This is a genomic window from Marisediminicola sp. LYQ85, from assembly GCF_046600695.1.
In the GTDB taxonomy this organism is placed as follows: domain Bacteria; phylum Actinomycetota; class Actinomycetes; order Actinomycetales; family Microbacteriaceae; genus Marisediminicola.
Genome location: NZ_JBKIWO010000001.1, coordinates 557,428 through 571,616 on the forward strand (window position 1 = coordinate 557,428; position 14,189 = coordinate 571,616).

The following is a 14,189-nucleotide window of genomic DNA, read 5'->3' on the forward strand; positions in this document are numbered from 1 at the left end:
CGCCGCCACCCAGCGGTGTCGGAAGCGGTTCACGGTAGAATCGCAGGGCCGCCCCTCTCTGGCGTGCCCATTCTTCTTCTCCCCACACGTGTTCGTGTCGAGGGAGCTCCGCACAAACGCAAGGAATCCAGCCATGGCCGACCACGACGACGCCGAGCGCGACAGCTACCCGAAAATCGATGACAAACTCGTCGAACGCATCACCTCCCTCGACGACGAAGCCGCCCAGCAGCGCGCCGCGACCCTGCGCGCGGGGCTCAGCGACTACGACCTCGAAGACGACGACATCGATGTTCTCGACACCGACGACTTCGATCCCGACGCGATCACGTACCTCCCCGCGCTTCCCGTGCTCGCCATCGTCGGGCGGCCCAACGTCGGCAAGTCTGCTCTCGTCAACCGCATCCTCGGTCGTCGCGAGGCCGTCGTGCAAGACACCCCCGGTGTCACGCGCGACCGCGTCACCTACAAGGCGGAGTACGGCGACCGCCGCTTCACCATGGTCGACACCGGAGGGTGGGAGCCCGACGCTCGCGGCATCAACGCGTCTGTCGCCGCACAGGCCGAGATCGCGGTGGACCTCGCCGATGCCGTGCTCTTCGTCGTTGACGCGAACGTGGGTGCGACATCCACCGACGAGCACGTCGTGCGCATGCTCCGCTCGACCAACAAGCCCGTGATCCTCGTGGCCAACAAGGTCGACGACACCCGCCAGGAGCCCGAAGCCGCCGTGCTGTGGAGCCTCGGGCTCGGCCAGCCGTGGCCGGTCTCGGCCCTGCACGGCAGGGGAGTGGCCGACCTGCTCGACCACATCATGACCGTGCTGCCCCAGGTGTCTGCGGTCGCCAAGGAGGAGGTCGGCGGGCCCCGCCGCGTCGCCATCCTCGGTCGCCCCAACGTCGGCAAGTCGAGCCTGCTCAACAAAGCCGTCGGTGAAGAGCGCGTCGTCGTCAACGAGCTCGCCGGAACCACGCGCGACCCCGTCGACGAGCAAGTGGAGATCGCTGGCAAGGTGTGGCGCTTCGTCGACACCGCGGGAATCCGCCGCCGCATGAACCTCGCCCAGGGTGCCGACTTCTACGCCTCGCTGCGCACGAGCGCCGCCCTCGAGAAGGCCGAGGTCGCGATCGTCGTCCTCGACGTGAGCGACGTCATCAGCGAGCAGGATGTGCGCATCATCGACCTCGTGCTCGAATCGGGCCGCGCGCTCGTGCTCGCCTTCAACAAGTGGGACCTCATGGACGACGACCGTCGTCGCTACCTCGAGCGCGAATACGAGCAGGATCTCGCGCACGTGGCGTGGGCGCCCCGCGTCAACATCTCGGCGAAGACCGGCCGTCACCTCGAGAAGCTCGTGCCCGCACTCGAGGTCGCGCTCGAGTCGTGGGACACCCGCATCCCGACCGGCAAGTTCAACGCCCTCGTGGCGGAACTCGCGGCCGAGCACCCGCACCCTCTGCGCGGCGGCAAGCAACCGCGCATCCTCTTCGGAACACAAGCGGCCATCCGGCCGCCGACGTTCGTGCTCTTCACCACCGGGTTCCTCGACCCGGGCTACCGCCGCTTCATCACGCGTCGACTGCGCGAGATCTTCGGCTTCCAGGGGAGCCCCATCAACGTCAGCATGCGCGTGCGGGAGAAGCGCAAGCGCACGTAGGGTGTCGCCGGGCGGCGTAGCCCGGCGATCTCTGAGCACATCCGCCGCCCATTTCGGCGTCCGCCGTTGCACTATGCGCGGCGGACGCCGAATCGAGCGGCGCATCGGCGGTGCGCAGACCTGTCCGGGCCGGGCTACGCCGGGCGAGGCCACCAGGCGGGCATGAGCTGAAGCACCGTCGCCGAATAGTCGTGTGCGTCGTCGTCGGTCGCGCCGTCGCGCACCACCCAGTGCTCGATCGACCCCACGAGACCTCCGGCGATGTAGGCGGATGCCGCGGCGTTGTCGATCGTCGTTGCGACGCCCTTGCTCTCCCACACCGTCATCGCCACGAGAGCGCGTTCGCGTAGGCGCTCGGTGAGCGCGGTGCGCAGACGCGCACCGATGGTGGACGCGAAGAGGGTGCGATACGCGGAGCGTTCGGCGGCGACGTGCTCGAGAAGGTTCGTGAGCGACTCGGCATAGGCGGCGCGCACGGTTTCGACCGCGTCATCCGCTGCGGGGTCGATGTCGACGCGAGCGATGTCGTCGAGTTCACGCACGAACACGGATGCCGCGAACTCGCCCACGTCGGAGAAGTGCCCGTAGAACGTGGTGCGGTGCACGTTCGCCTCGCGGCACAGGGCCGACACCGTGATGTCGTCGAGCCGTTCGACGGCGAGGAGCCCGTGGAGGGCGGCGGTGAGGCTCGCTCGCGTTCGAGCCATGCGGGGTTCGACCGGGTCGCTCACTGAGATTGCACCTTTCGCGGAAATCGCTGAACCCGCCGACGGTGTGTCGGCGGGCTCAGGGTGTCACGCTACGCGCTCGGAACGCGCGAGACGCTACGCGTGGTGCGCGAGCCCCGCGGTCTCTCCGCCGTCGACGATGAACTCGGCTCCCGTGGAGAAGCTCGACTCGTCGCTCGCGAGGAAGAGGATGAGCTGCGACACCTCGTCGGGCTCGCCCGCGCGGTTGAGGGCGGTGTGGCGCTGGTCTTGCTCGAGCTCGGCCGTCATCGGTGTCTTGATCACGCCGGGGTGCACCGAGTTGACGCGCACGTTGTGCTTTCCGAGGTCGAGCGCCGCCGATTTGGTGAGGCCGCGAACGCCGAACTTGGCGGCGGTGTAGCCGGGGAGGGCCTCGTAGCCCTGGATGCCCGCGGTCGACGAGATGTTGATGATCGACCCGGCCTTCGACTTGGTGATGGCGGGCGTCGCGGCGGTGATGCCGAGGAACACGCCCGTGAGGTTGATGGCGATGATCGTGTTCCACGCGTCGACGGTGTACTCGCCGATGGGGGCGAAGTTGGCGATGCCGGCGTTGTTGATGAGCACGTCGAGCGAACCGTATTCGTCGACGGCGAGGTCGACGGCGGCCTGCCAGTCTTCGAGCTTGGTCACGTCGAGGTGGATGAACTGCGCGTCGGGTCCGATCTCGGCGGCGAGAGCGGTTCCCTCCTCGTCGAGGATGTCGCCGATCACGACCTTCGCGCCTTCCGCGACGAGCAGGCGCACATGGGCTGCGCCCATTCCGCGGGCGCCGCCGCTGATGAGCACGACTTTCTCGTTGACTCGAGCCATGGGGTTCTCCTTCGTTCGGGATGTGTGCGTCGGCGCCGCCCTCGTTGGCCAGTGCCGCGCATCCGATCGTTCTATTCTACAGGTGTCGATTAGCGCGGGCAATGAGGCTCGAGCGATGCGGCGCCGGACGGGCCGCGCCGGAGGGCCGCGGCGGGCGCGTTCCCCGGCCGCGGTCGGGCGCACGGTGCATGCTGGGGTGATGACCGATCAGTCGAGGCCGCCGCACGTGCCCGCCCACTTGCGCGACCCGGGCGACGCCTGGGTCGAGGCGCCAGACGGCACGCGGTACTGGGGCCGGTTCGGAGCGGCCGGGCTGCTCGTGTGGCACCGCTCGCTCGGCATCCTGCTTCAGCACCGGGTGTCGTGGAGTCATTTCGGGGGCACCTGGGGACTCCCCGGCGGCGCACGCAAACAGGGGGAGTCGGCGGATGCCGCGGCGATGCGCGAGGCTGCGGAGGAGGCGACCGTTCCGAGCGAGCTTCTGCGCGTGATCGACACGTCGGTGCTCGACCTCGGGTTCTGGTCGTACACGACCGTCGTCGTCGAGGCGATGGACGAGTTCGAGCCTGTGATCGCGGATGCCGAGAGCGCCGAGCTGCGCTGGGTCGCCGTCTCGGAGGTCGACGCGCTGCCGCTGCACCCCGGCTTCGCCGACGCGTGGCCCGTCTTGCGCGAGCGGCTGCGCTGACGCGCCGAGCTGCACGAGCGGCGGCGCCGACGGTTGAGGCGACCGCGAATACAACATGAGCGCCCCTCGTAACGTGCCGTTCACATGTACCCCGTACCGTCGCCGTCGTACCCCCTTTCCTCTCTCGACAGGACTTCCATGCGCCGTTCCCGCGCCGCGAGCACCGCTGCTCTCGCTTGCCTCACGCTGACCCTCGCCCTTCCCGCGTCGGCCGCCTTCGCGGCCCCCGGTGACCCCGGTGAACCGATCGAACTGACCGTCATGGCGACGACCGACACCCACGGTCACGTCTTCGACTGGGACTACTTCCGCAACGCGCCCTATGACACCGACGAGACCCTCGGTCTCACTCGCGTCGGCACCGCGGTCGAGGCGGCCCGGGCGGAGAAGGGCGACGAGTCGGTGCTCGTCGTCGACAACGGCGATGCTCTCCAGGGCACCCCCCTCACCTATTACTACGGTCTCGGTGATGGACGCGACGGCGTGCTCGACGGCACCACGACACATCCGGTCGCGTCGGCCTTCAATGCGATCGGCTACGACGCGACCACGGTCGGCAACCACGAGTACAACTACGGCCTCGACCTGCTCGACGCCTACGAGGGCGATCTCGACGCGTCGATGCTCGGCGCCAACGTGATCGACGTGGCCACGGGGGAGCCGTACCACGAGCCCTACGACCTCATCGAGCGCACGATCGACGGCGTCGACGTGACCGTCGGGGTGCTCGGCCTCGTGACCCCGGGCGTGCGCGTGTGGGACAAGCAGTACGTCGACGGCGTTCTCGAGTTTCGCGACATGGTCGAGACCGCGCAGCAGTGGGTTCCGGAGATCGCCGAGCAGGCCGACGTCGTCGTCGTGCTCGCGCACACCGGCCAGGGCGACGTGGCAGACGAGGGATACGACCCCGCGCTGCTCGAAGAAGACGTCGCGGGCAACATCGCGCGCCTGGTTCCGGGCATCGACCTGCTCGTCGCCGGGCACTCGCACCAGGATGTGCCTCAGGATGTCGTCACCAACGTCGCGGGCGAGCAGGTGCTCATCACCCAGCCGCGCTACTGGGCGGGCAGCGTCTCCGAGGTCACGCTCAATCTCGTGAACGACACCGAGGGCGGACTCGACGTCGACTGGAGCGAGGGGTTCGCCCCGACGGTCGAGAAGCGAGACGGCACCGAGATCGCGACCGAGAGCCAAGCGGTCGTCGACGCGGTGGGAGCGCAGCACCAGACGGCGATCGACTACGTGAACACGGCGGTGGCGACATCCGTGACCGAACTCCCAGCCACGACGTCGCGCTACGAAGACACCGCGATCATCGACTTCATCAACAACGTGCAGTCGGAGACGGTCGAGGCGGGCCTCGCCGACACCGAGTTCTCCGACCTCCCGGTGATCTCGCAAGCGTCGCCGTTCTCGCGCACCGCCGTCTTTCCCGAGGGTGAGGTGACGATCCGCGACATCGCGGGGCTCTACATCTACGAGAACACGCTCCTGGGCGTGCGGATGACGGGCGCCGAGGTGCGGGAGTACCTCGAGTATTCGGCGCGCTACTTCACCCAGGTGGAGGAGGGGGCGGAGTTCGACCCCGAGACGGGAACGAACGCGAACGACATCCCCGACTACGCCTACGACGTGCTCTCGGGCGTGAACTACGCGATCGACATCTCGCAGCCGGTCGGATCGCGCATCACCGGGCTCGAGATGCCCGACGGAACGCCAATCGCCGACGACGACGAGTTCGTCATGGCCGTGAACAACTACCGCCAGAGCGGCGGAAGCGGCTACCCCGCGATCGCCGACGCTCCCGTCGTCTACGACGAGCGCCTCGAGATCCGTCAGCTTCTCATCGAGTGGGCGAGCGCCAACAACATCGACCCCGCCGACTTCTTCGTCGAGAACTGGAGCCTCATCACGGCGCCGCTCGCCGTCGACCCGACGGACCCGACGGACCCGACCGACCCGCCCGTGACCGCCCCCGGTTCCGGTGACGACGGAGCGGGAGCGCCCGGCGCGGGCGACGATTCGGGCGTGGGCTCGGATGGCGACACCGCGCCGGCGGCGGGCTCCGGCGCCGACGACCTCGCCTACACGGGTGCGTCGACGTCAGGACTCCTCGTTCCCGCCCTCGCGCTTCTCGTCGCCGGTCTGGGCCTGTGGGCCTTCGGCTTCGCGCGTCGCCGAGCACGCATGACCGAGTAGCAGGCTCGCTGTCGGTCGCGCGGTGGCGACATCCGCTCTCCGGAGTGGCTGTCGCCACCCGCGCGACCCGCTAGGATTGTCTCTCGGTGCCGCGCGCAAGCGCAGCACAAGTCACGGGCTGTGGCGCAGCTTGGTAGCGCACTTGACTGGGGGTCAAGGGGTCGCAGGTTCAAATCCTGTCAGCCCGACAGATGACGAAGAGGGCCGCGGATGACGCGGTCCTCTTCGCGTTAACTCGAGTGGCCCACCGTGTCGGCCGGTCGCGCAGGTCCGGGCGCGGAGACCTCAGCCCTGAACCGTGGGGCGGATGGTGAGGTCGCCGATCTCGACGTCTGCCGGCTGCTCGAGCACGAATCCGACGGCGTTCGCCACGGCCTGGGGATCCAGCCCGAACGAGCGCATACCGGCCTGGATCTCTTCGCGCGCCTCGGGCGCCATGCCGTCTGCGAGTTCGGTCTGCACGAAGCCCGGGGAGATCGACGTCGTCTTGATGACGCCGTCGGTCGACTCGGCGCGCAGGCCCTCCATGATCGTGCGGGCCGCGTTCTTGCTCGCTGCGTAGACCGCCATGGTGGGCGAGACGGTGATACCTGCGGTGGAGACGATGGTCACGATGTGGCCGTGGCCCTGCTGCCGGAAGATGGGCAGCGCCGCAGCGAGCGCGTTGAGCAGCCCGTGGACGTTGACGTCGATCATGGCCGCCCAGTCATCGGTGTCTCCCTGCTCGAGAGGTCCCAGGCGGGCGATACCTGCGTTGTTGACGAGCGCATCGAGCTGGCCGAACTCTGCGACGGCCGCGGTGACGAGCGCACGAACGTCGCCGACATCGGTGACGTCCGTGGGCACGGCGATCGCTCGGCCGCCATCGGTGCGGATCGTCGCGGCGACGGCGTCGATGCGGTCGGTCCGTCGAGCCGCGAGCACGACGGCTGCGCCGCGCCGCGCGAGTTCGATCGCGGTCTGCTCGCCGATCCCGCTGCTCGCTCCCGTGATCGCGATGATGCGGCCCTGCAGAGATTTCGTGGTCATGGGGTCTCCTCGTCTAAGCTGACACGTGTCCGCTTCGTCGCCAGCATAAACGGACACGTGTCCGTATTGCAAGGAGAAGGCATGCCAGAACGCAGGATCCGTGCCGACGCGGCCGAGAACCGGACTCGGATACTCGCGATCGCGCGGGAGCAGCTGGACTCCACGCAGGACCTTCGTCTGAACGCCGTGGCCAAGGCGGCGGGCCTGGGGCAGGGGACGCTGTACCGGCACTTCCCGACACGGGAGGCGCTGCTCGTCGAGGTCTATCGCGCCGACGTCGCGGAGCTCGTCGAGGCCGCGGGGAGCCTGCTCGCCGAGCATGACGCGGTGACCGCGATGCGGCACTGGCTGGATCGTGTTGCCGACTACGCGCGCGTCAAGCGGGGTGTGCTCGCGGTGCTGGAGCCCGTGTCTGGCACGAAACTCGCGACGAGCCACACGCCGCGCATCGGCGAGGCGATCGCGCTCCTGCTCGAGGCCGGTCGAAAGGACGGGACGATCCGCGACGACGTCGACGAGGCGGACGTGCTCGTCTTGCTCGGGTTCCTGTCACGGATGACGAACGCCGAGGCCGCTCCCCGCGCATCGCACTTGCTCGGGGTGCTTCTCGACGGGCTTCGGACGCGAGACTGAGCTTTCGAGGCAAAAGCTAATGGTCGCGTGTGGCGAATGCGGGAGACGGGGAGCGCCACCGCGGGAGCGGTGATCCGCTGGCTGGGGGATCATCCGCACCGAGATGACTGATCGCCTGTGCTCGTCGTGGTCGCGTCGGCACCCCTAGGATCAGGGCCGTGTCCGAATCCATGAATACTGTGCGCAGGCTTCGCCGCGCCGCAGTCATCGCTGTGCTCGTCTCGCTCGTCGCTGCCGCCGTCATCGGCATCGTGGCCGTGCTCAGCGGAGACTTCGGCGAGGTTCAGGGGCGGATTCTGCTCACGACCCTGCTGGTGGCGGCGTTCGGAATCACCGCGCTGTGCCACCTGGCGGTTCTCGGTCGGCCGGTGCGCGTGATGGGGTTCGTCGGTATCGCTGTCAGCGCGGTCGCGGTGCTCAGCGCAGCCGTGCTGATCTGGGCCGACTGGTCGACGATCGACGACATCAGCGACACACTGTGGAAGGCCTTCGGCGTCGGAGGGGTGCTCGCTGTCGCGCTCGCCCACACCAACCTGATGCTCCTGCTCGCGCAGCGCACGAGTCCGGTGCTGCGCGCGGGGTTGTGGGCGACGGTCGCGCTCATCGGTATCCTGGCCCTGCTCATCATCCTGCCCATCGTCACCGACGGGGAGATTCCGGGGGATGCCTATGAGGGCTACACGCGCGTGGTCGCGGTCGTGGCGATCCTGAACGTGCTGGGCACGATAACCCTGCCCGTCATGGCGCGCTTCTTGCGCGACCCCGCGACGGAGCCTGGTGCGCCCGTCGCGCCTGCGACACATCCCGTCACACCCGACGCGCAGCCCGCCCCCGAAGCGGCAATCGCACACGTGACTCTCTCGGGGAGCACCGCCGCGAAGGTGGCGCGTCTGGCTTCCGCGCGGGGCACGACTCCGGATGCCGTCGTCGCGCGAGCCGTGGACGCCCTGCAGGAGTGATCCGCGCTGTTGTGGGAGCGCTCCGCGATAAAGTCGTTGCAGTTCCCGAGCAGTGAGGCGCGCATGAGTCGGTCGAAGCGAGACCAGCGGAGGTCGGGCACCTTCTTCTTCGTCTTAGGCATAGTCTGCTGCGCTCTGGGAATTTTCGCCATGTCGGTCTCGGGCGGCGCCGACCAGAGCTTCCGGAGCGTACTGGTGGCCGTGCTGGGTTTTCCGGTGGGGGTCGCGTGCATTGTGTTTGGTGTCGTCCACATGGCAGGGCAGGGTTTTCTGCGCTCGTCGGACGACTGAGGCACGCAGAAACGTATATCCAACGCTCGCCGCACGCATGCCGCTCGAACGCGAATCCCTCGAGGGGCGGCGTGCGGTACCCGCGGGCTCGGCGTGCGGGTGCCTGCGCCCTAGCCCTAACCGTCGCGGATCGGGGGCCGGGTGAGAGTCGCGGTGAGCGATCGACGCCCGTCGCGAAAGGCAATGAGACCCGCCTCGAAGTCGAGGGCGGAGCTCACGAACAGGGCGCTGCCGTCGCGGGCGACATAGATCTTGCCGCCACCCCGCACCGCGTCGACGACGCAGACACCCCCGCCGGCGAGAGGGATGACTCTCAGCTCGCCGTGCGCACCGAGAGCAGCGAAGTACCCGCGAGCGACGGTCGCCAGGCGCTCGTGTTCGGGCGTGATGTCGGCCACCGCGACCGCTATACCCGCGGCCGGGGCACGAGCCGCTCGAGCTGGGTCACGTGCGCCGGCGTCAGCTCGTCGAGCGACGTCACGCCGAGAAGACGCATGGTGCGCCGGATCTCGGTGCTCAAGATCTCGATCGCGCGATCGACGCCCTCGCGCCCTCCGGCCATGAGCCCGTAGAGGTAGGCGCGGCCGATGAGCGTGAACTTGGCGCCGAGGGCGACCGCGGCGACGATGTCGGCGCCCGACATGATGCCGGTGTCGAGGTGCACCTCGGTGTCGTTCCCCACCTCGCGCACGACCTCCGGCAGAAGGTGGAACGGGATCGGCGCGCGGTCGAGCTGACGGCCACCGTGGTTGGAGAGGATGATGCCGTCGACACCCAGCGCGGCGAGCCGCTTCGCGTCATCCAGATTCTGCACGCCCTTGACGACGAGCTTGCCGGGCCACTGGGCTTTGATCCATTCGAGGTCGTCGTAAGTGACCGTGGGGTCGAACATGGTGTCGAGCAGTTCGGCGACCGTGCCCGACCAGCGGTCGATCGAGGCGAAGGCGAGGGGCTCGGTGGTGAGGAAGTTGATCCACCAGGCCGGACGGGGCAGAGCGTCGATGACGGTGCGCGGCGTGAGCGTGGGCGGGATGGTCATGCCGTTGCGCGTATCGCGCAGGCGAGCTCCCGCGACGGGAACGTCGACCGTCACGAGGAGCGTGTCGAACCCGGCCGCCGCGGCGCGGTCGACGAGCGCCATCGAGCGGTCGCGGTCCTTCCACATGTAGAGCTGAAACCAGTTGCGTCCGGTCGGGTTCGCGGCAGCGACGTCTTCGATCGACGTCGTGCCCATGGTCGAGAGACTGAACGGGATGCCCGCGGCTCCCGCAGCACCCGCACCGGCGATCTCGCCCTCGGTCTGCATCATCCTCGTGAACCCGGTGGGGGCGATGCCGAACGGCAGTGCGGTGGGCCCGCCGAGCACGGTCGAGGAGGTGTCGACCGTCGAGACGTCTCGCAGGATCGAGGGGTGGAACTCGATGTCGCGGAACGCCTGCCGCGCTCGCCGCAGCGAGAGCTCCGCTTCGGCCGACCCGTCGGTGTAGTCGAACGGGGCCGTCGGGGTGCGGCGCTTGGCGATGCGCCGGAGGTCCTCGATCGTGAGCGCCTCGTCGAGCCGCCGCTTCTTCGCGTTGAGCGTCGGCGTCTTGAACTTCATGAGCGGTGCGAGATCGCGGGGCTTCGGAAACTGTCGCTTCACCATGGTGTGATTCTCTCTGATGTGGTGCGGGGAGTGGGCTGTCAGGTGGTGCGGGGTCGATACGACCGGGGCGGCATAGACCGGCAGACGAGGTCGCGCAGGGCCTCGAGATCCCCGGTGACGAGACCGCGCGCCCGCGCCTGCACGAGCACATTGCCGATGGCGGTCGCCTCGACCGGCCCCGCGAGCACGGGGAGACCCGCGCGATCAGCGATGGTCTGACACAGGAGCGCGTTTCGCGACCCGCCGCCGACGATGTGGATCACGTCGACGCGCTTCGCGGCGAGGCGGCTCGCCTCGCCGACGGTGTGGGCGAACGCCGCGGCGAGACTCTCGATGATGCTGCGGACGACCTCCGCGTGCGTCGTCGGCACCGGCTCGCCGCGCTCGCCGCACAGAGCGGCGATGCGCGAGGGCATGTCCCCGGGAGGCAGGAGCCGCGCATCGTCGGCGTCGAACACGCCGACCGTCGTCGACACGGCGGCCGCGGCATCGAGCAGCGACGGGAGGTCGACGACCGAGCCGTCACGCTGCCAGTGCCGCACCGACTCGCTCAGCAGCCACAACCCCATGACGTTGTGGAGAAAACGGATGCGTCCGTCGACGCCACCCTCGTTGGTGAAGTTCGCGTCGGCGGCGTCGGTAGACAGCACGGGGACGTCGAGCTCGACTCCCACGAGCCCCCACGTGCCGCAACTGATGTAGGCGAAGTTCGGCGTCGTCGCGGGAACGGCCACGACCGCCGACGCGGTGTCGTGCGACCCGACCGCGACGACGTCGAGCGTGCGCTCGGCATTCACGCCGAGCTCGTTTCGCGCCTCGGGTGACAGTGCACCGATCGTCGTCCCGGCATCGACGAGAGGGGGAAGGATGTCGCTCGCCAGGCCCAGTCGCGCGATGAGGTCGTCGTTCCACTCGCGAGTGCGCACGTCGAGCAGCCCCGTCGTCGACGCGTTCGTGCGCTCGGCGACCGCGCGACCCGTGAGCCAGAAGCCGATGAGGTCGGGGATGAGCAGTGCGGTGTCAGCGAGGTCGAGGAAGCCGGCTGCCTCGTCGGCGGCGAACTGGAAGAGGGTGTTGAACGGCAGATGCTGCAGTCCGTTCGCGGCGAAGAGCGCCCCCTTCGGCACCGCGGAGTGCGTGCGCTCGATCGCGGTCGCCGTGCGCTCGTCGCGGTAGTGGTACGGCGTGCCGAGCATGCGCCCTCCGCGCATGAGGGCGTAGTCGACCGCCCAGGAGTCGATGCCGATGCTCGAGAGACCGGGCTCGTCGCGGGCGGCCGTCGCCACACCCGCGACCACGTTGCGGTAGAGCTCGAGGATGTTCCAGTGGAGGCCGTCGGCGGTGCGCACGGGGGTGTTCGCAAACCGGGCGACGTGACGGAGCGTGATGTCGTCGTCGCCGACGTATCCGACGATGACCCGACCGCTCGTCGCGCCGAGATCGACCGCGGCGACCGCCTCGGTCATCGCAGGAACGCGGCGGCGACACCCGCGTCGACGGGGATGTGGAGCCCGGTGGTGTGCGACAGGTCACTCGAGCACAGCACGAAGACGGCGTTCGCGACGTTCTCGGGCAGAACCTCGCGCTTGAGCAGCGTGCGCTGCGCGTAATACTCGCCGAGCTCCTCTTCGGGCACACCGTAGACCGCGGCACGCTTGGCGCCCCAGCCTCCCGCGAAGATGCCCGAGCCGCGCACGACGCCGTCGGGGTTGATGCCGTTGACCTTGACGCCGTGCTCGCCGAGCTCGGCGGCGAGGAGGCGCACCTGGTGGGCTTGGTCGGCCTTCGTGGCGGAATAGGCGATGTTGTTCGGGCCCGCGAACACGGAGTTCTTCGACGAGATGTAGACGATGTCGCCGCCGAGCTTCTGGTCGATGAGCACGCGCGCGGCCGCACGGGAGACGAGGAACGAGCCCTTGGCCATGACGTTGTGCTGCAGATCCCAATCCGCGACCGTGGTCTCGAGCAGCGACTTCGAGAGCGAGAGCCCGGCGTTGTTGACGACGAGGTCGAGGCCGCCGAACGCGAGCACGGTGGCGTCGATGGATGCCTGCACCGCGGTCTCGTCGACGACGTCGGCCTGCACTCCGACCGCGACATCGGTGCCGCCGATCTCCGCGGCCGCAGCCTGCGCCTTCGCGAAGTCGAGATCGGCGATGACGACGCACGCGCCCTCCGCGGCGAGCCGCGTGGCGATGGCTTTGCCGATGCCCGACGCGGCACCGGTGACGAGGGCGATGCGGCCCGCGAGCGGCTTCGGGCGCGGCATCCGCTGCAGCTTCGCCTCTTCGAGCGCCCAGTACTCGATGCGGAACTTCTCCTCATCGCTGATGGGCGTGTAGGTCGAGAGAGCCTCGGCGCCCCGCATGACGTTGATCGCGTTGACGTAGAACTCGCCCGTGACGCGCGCGGTCTGCTTGTTGGGCCCGTAGGAGAACATGCCGACGCCGGGAACGAGCACGATCACCGGGTCCGCCCCGCGGATGGCGGGGGAGTCGGCCGTCGCGAACCGGTCGTAGTAGGCCTGATAGTCGGCGCGGTACTCGGTGTGGAGCTCGGCGAGCCTCTCGAGCGACTCGTCCACGGTGGCATCCGCCGGCAGATCGAGCACGAGCGGCTTCACCTTCGTGCGCAAGAAGTGGTCGGGGCAGCTCGTGCCGAGGGCCGCGAGCCTCGGGTGCTCCGACGACGCGAGGAAGTCGGTGACCACGGCGTCGTCGGTGAAGTGCCCGACCATGGGGCGGTCGGTGGAGACGAGCCCGCGGATCGTGGCGGCGAGGGCCGCGGCCTTGGCGCGTCGGTCTGCATCGGGCAGGGCGGAGTAGCCGTCGAGCGGTGCCCCGAACGGATCAGGGCGGCCGTGCTCGGCGATGAACGTCGTGGCCGTCTCGATGATCCAGAGCGAATTGGCTTCGGCATCGTCGCTCGTGTCGCCCCACGCCGTGATCCCGTGGCCACCGAGGATGCACCCGATCGCGCCCGGGTTCGCCGTCTTGATCGCCGCGATGTCTTCACCGAGCTGCCACCCTGGCCGTCTCCACGGCACCCAGACGACCCTGCCGCCGAACGCCTGCTCGGTCAGGCGCTCGCCGTCGGCGGCGGTCGCGATGGCGATCCCCGCGTCGGGGTGCAAGTGGTCGACGTGGGCCGCGTCGACGAGTCCGTGCATCGCGGTGTCGATAGACGGCGCCGCTCCGCCCGTGCCGTGGAGCGTGTAGTCGAACGCCGCTACCATCTCGTCTTCGCGATCGACCCCCGGGTAGACGGCGGAGAGGGCGCGGAGCCGGTCGAGACGGAGCACCGCGAGGCCCCCCTCGACGAGGGTTCCGAGGTCGCCCCCCGACCCCTTGACCCACAGCAGCTCCACCGGGTCGCCCGTGACCGGGTCGATTTCCGTGCCCTTGGCCGAAGTGTTGCCGCCGGCGTAGTTCGTGTTGCGCGCGTCGGCACCGAGACGGTTCGACCGAGCGAGGAGTTCGGCTGCGGTGGGGTTGGTCATCGTCGGAGGCTCCAGGGTGTCGTCGGT

The 14,189-nt window shown here is 68.9% G+C and carries 12 protein-coding genes and 1 tRNA gene; 6 read left to right on the forward strand and 7 right to left on the reverse strand.

Going from position 1 to position 14,189, the window contains the following annotated elements:
* Positions 1 to 133 precede the first annotated feature (133 nt).
* Positions 134 to 1,657 carry a ribosome biogenesis GTPase Der gene (gene der, locus ACLHG5_RS02640; RefSeq protein WP_411317768.1) on the forward strand — a complete coding sequence of 508 codons (1,524 nt, stop codon included), beginning with the start codon at positions 134 to 136 and terminating at the stop codon, positions 1,655 to 1,657.
* A 134-nt stretch (positions 1,658 to 1,791) separates the two neighbouring features.
* On the opposite strand, the gene ACLHG5_RS02645 is transcribed toward der, so the two are convergent.
* Positions 1,792 to 2,364, reverse strand: a complete 573-nt coding sequence (locus tag ACLHG5_RS02645) for a TetR/AcrR family transcriptional regulator (protein WP_411315741.1) — start codon at positions 2,362 to 2,364, stop codon at positions 1,792 to 1,794.
* A gap of 117 nt (positions 2,365 to 2,481) precedes the next feature.
* The gene (locus tag ACLHG5_RS02650) at positions 2,482 to 3,219 is read right to left on the reverse strand and encodes a glucose 1-dehydrogenase (protein WP_411315740.1); all 738 of its coding nucleotides are present in this window, start codon (positions 3,217 to 3,219) and stop codon (positions 2,482 to 2,484) included.
* A 199-nt stretch (positions 3,220 to 3,418) separates the two neighbouring features.
* Between ACLHG5_RS02650 and ACLHG5_RS02655 the strand changes: the two genes are divergently transcribed.
* The 3 genes from ACLHG5_RS02655 (at position 3,419) to ACLHG5_RS02665 (ending at position 6,294) form a co-directional block, all read left to right on the forward strand.
* On the forward strand, positions 3,419 to 3,907 hold the full coding sequence (locus ACLHG5_RS02655; protein ID WP_411315739.1) for an NUDIX domain-containing protein: 489 nt from the start codon (positions 3,419 to 3,421) through the stop codon (positions 3,905 to 3,907).
* A gap of 138 nt (positions 3,908 to 4,045) precedes the next feature.
* On the forward strand, positions 4,046 to 6,106 hold the full coding sequence (locus ACLHG5_RS02660) for a bifunctional metallophosphatase/5'-nucleotidase (protein ID WP_411317769.1): 2,061 nt from the start codon (positions 4,046 to 4,048) through the stop codon (positions 6,104 to 6,106).
* A 114-nt stretch (positions 6,107 to 6,220) separates the two neighbouring features.
* A tRNA-Pro gene (locus tag ACLHG5_RS02665) sits at positions 6,221 to 6,294 on the forward strand.
* Between the two features lie 97 nt (positions 6,295 to 6,391).
* Here the strand turns inward: ACLHG5_RS02665 and ACLHG5_RS02670 are convergent.
* The gene (locus ACLHG5_RS02670; RefSeq protein WP_411317770.1) at positions 6,392 to 7,135 is read right to left on the reverse strand and encodes an SDR family oxidoreductase; all 744 of its coding nucleotides are present in this window, start codon (positions 7,133 to 7,135) and stop codon (positions 6,392 to 6,394) included.
* Positions 7,136 to 7,216: 81 nt separating this feature from the next.
* Between ACLHG5_RS02670 and ACLHG5_RS02675 the strand changes: the two genes are divergently transcribed.
* Positions 7,217 to 7,768: a TetR/AcrR family transcriptional regulator gene (locus ACLHG5_RS02675; protein ID WP_411317771.1), complete on the forward strand. Its 552-nt coding sequence runs from the start codon at positions 7,217 to 7,219 to the stop codon at positions 7,766 to 7,768.
* A gap of 158 nt (positions 7,769 to 7,926) precedes the next feature.
* Positions 7,927 to 8,727 (forward strand): hypothetical protein, encoded by an 801-nt coding sequence (locus ACLHG5_RS02680; protein ID WP_411317772.1) that lies wholly within the window; start codon positions 7,927 to 7,929, stop codon positions 8,725 to 8,727.
* 407 nt (positions 8,728 to 9,134) lie between these two features.
* Here ACLHG5_RS02680 and ACLHG5_RS02685 read toward each other — a convergent pair whose 3' ends face one another.
* From ACLHG5_RS02685 to ACLHG5_RS02700, 4 genes are read right to left on the reverse strand one after another with little or no spacing between them, the layout of a single operon-like run.
* Positions 9,135 to 9,416 carry a hypothetical protein gene (locus ACLHG5_RS02685; RefSeq protein WP_411317773.1) on the reverse strand — a complete coding sequence of 94 codons (282 nt, stop codon included), beginning with the start codon at positions 9,414 to 9,416 and terminating at the stop codon, positions 9,135 to 9,137.
* 8 nt (positions 9,417 to 9,424) lie between these two features.
* Positions 9,425 to 10,663 (reverse strand): alpha-hydroxy-acid oxidizing protein, encoded by a 1,239-nt coding sequence (locus ACLHG5_RS02690; RefSeq protein WP_411317774.1) that lies wholly within the window; start codon positions 10,661 to 10,663, stop codon positions 9,425 to 9,427.
* Between the two features lie 38 nt (positions 10,664 to 10,701).
* On the reverse strand, positions 10,702 to 12,129 hold the full coding sequence (locus ACLHG5_RS02695) for a rhamnulokinase (RefSeq protein ID WP_411317775.1): 1,428 nt from the start codon (positions 12,127 to 12,129) through the stop codon (positions 10,702 to 10,704).
* Complete coding sequence (locus tag ACLHG5_RS02700) at positions 12,126 to 14,162, reverse strand: bifunctional aldolase/short-chain dehydrogenase (protein ID WP_411317776.1); 2,037 nt, start codon at positions 14,160 to 14,162, stop codon at positions 12,126 to 12,128. The genes ACLHG5_RS02695 and ACLHG5_RS02700 overlap by 4 nt, the downstream gene beginning before the upstream one ends.
* Positions 14,163 to 14,189 lie beyond the last annotated feature (27 nt).

Excerpts from the sequence above, each read along its gene's own strand:
- ACLHG5_RS02700 (WP_411317776.1), bottom strand. The coding sequence starts at position 14,162 with ATGACCAACCCCACCGCAGCCGAACTCCTCGCTCGGTCGAACCGTCTC.
- der (WP_411317768.1), top strand. The coding sequence starts at position 134 with ATGGCCGACCACGACGACGCCGAGCGCGACAGCTACCCGAAAATCGAT.
- ACLHG5_RS02660 (WP_411317769.1), top strand. The coding sequence starts at position 4,046 with ATGCGCCGTTCCCGCGCCGCGAGCACCGCTGCTCTCGCTTGCCTCACG.
- ACLHG5_RS02690 (WP_411317774.1), bottom strand. The coding sequence starts at position 10,663 with ATGGTGAAGCGACAGTTTCCGAAGCCCCGCGATCTCGCACCGCTCATG.
- ACLHG5_RS02675 (WP_411317771.1), top strand. The coding sequence starts at position 7,217 with ATGCCAGAACGCAGGATCCGTGCCGACGCGGCCGAGAACCGGACTCGG.
- ACLHG5_RS02645 (WP_411315741.1), bottom strand. The coding sequence starts at position 2,364 with ATGGCTCGAACGCGAGCGAGCCTCACCGCCGCCCTCCACGGGCTCCTC.
- ACLHG5_RS02695 (WP_411317775.1), bottom strand. The coding sequence starts at position 12,129 with ATGACCGAGGCGGTCGCCGCGGTCGATCTCGGCGCGACGAGCGGTCGG.
- ACLHG5_RS02650 (WP_411315740.1), bottom strand. The coding sequence starts at position 3,219 with ATGGCTCGAGTCAACGAGAAAGTCGTGCTCATCAGCGGCGGCGCCCGC.
- ACLHG5_RS02670 (WP_411317770.1), bottom strand. The coding sequence starts at position 7,135 with ATGACCACGAAATCTCTGCAGGGCCGCATCATCGCGATCACGGGAGCG.
- ACLHG5_RS02655 (WP_411315739.1), top strand. The coding sequence starts at position 3,419 with ATGACCGATCAGTCGAGGCCGCCGCACGTGCCCGCCCACTTGCGCGAC.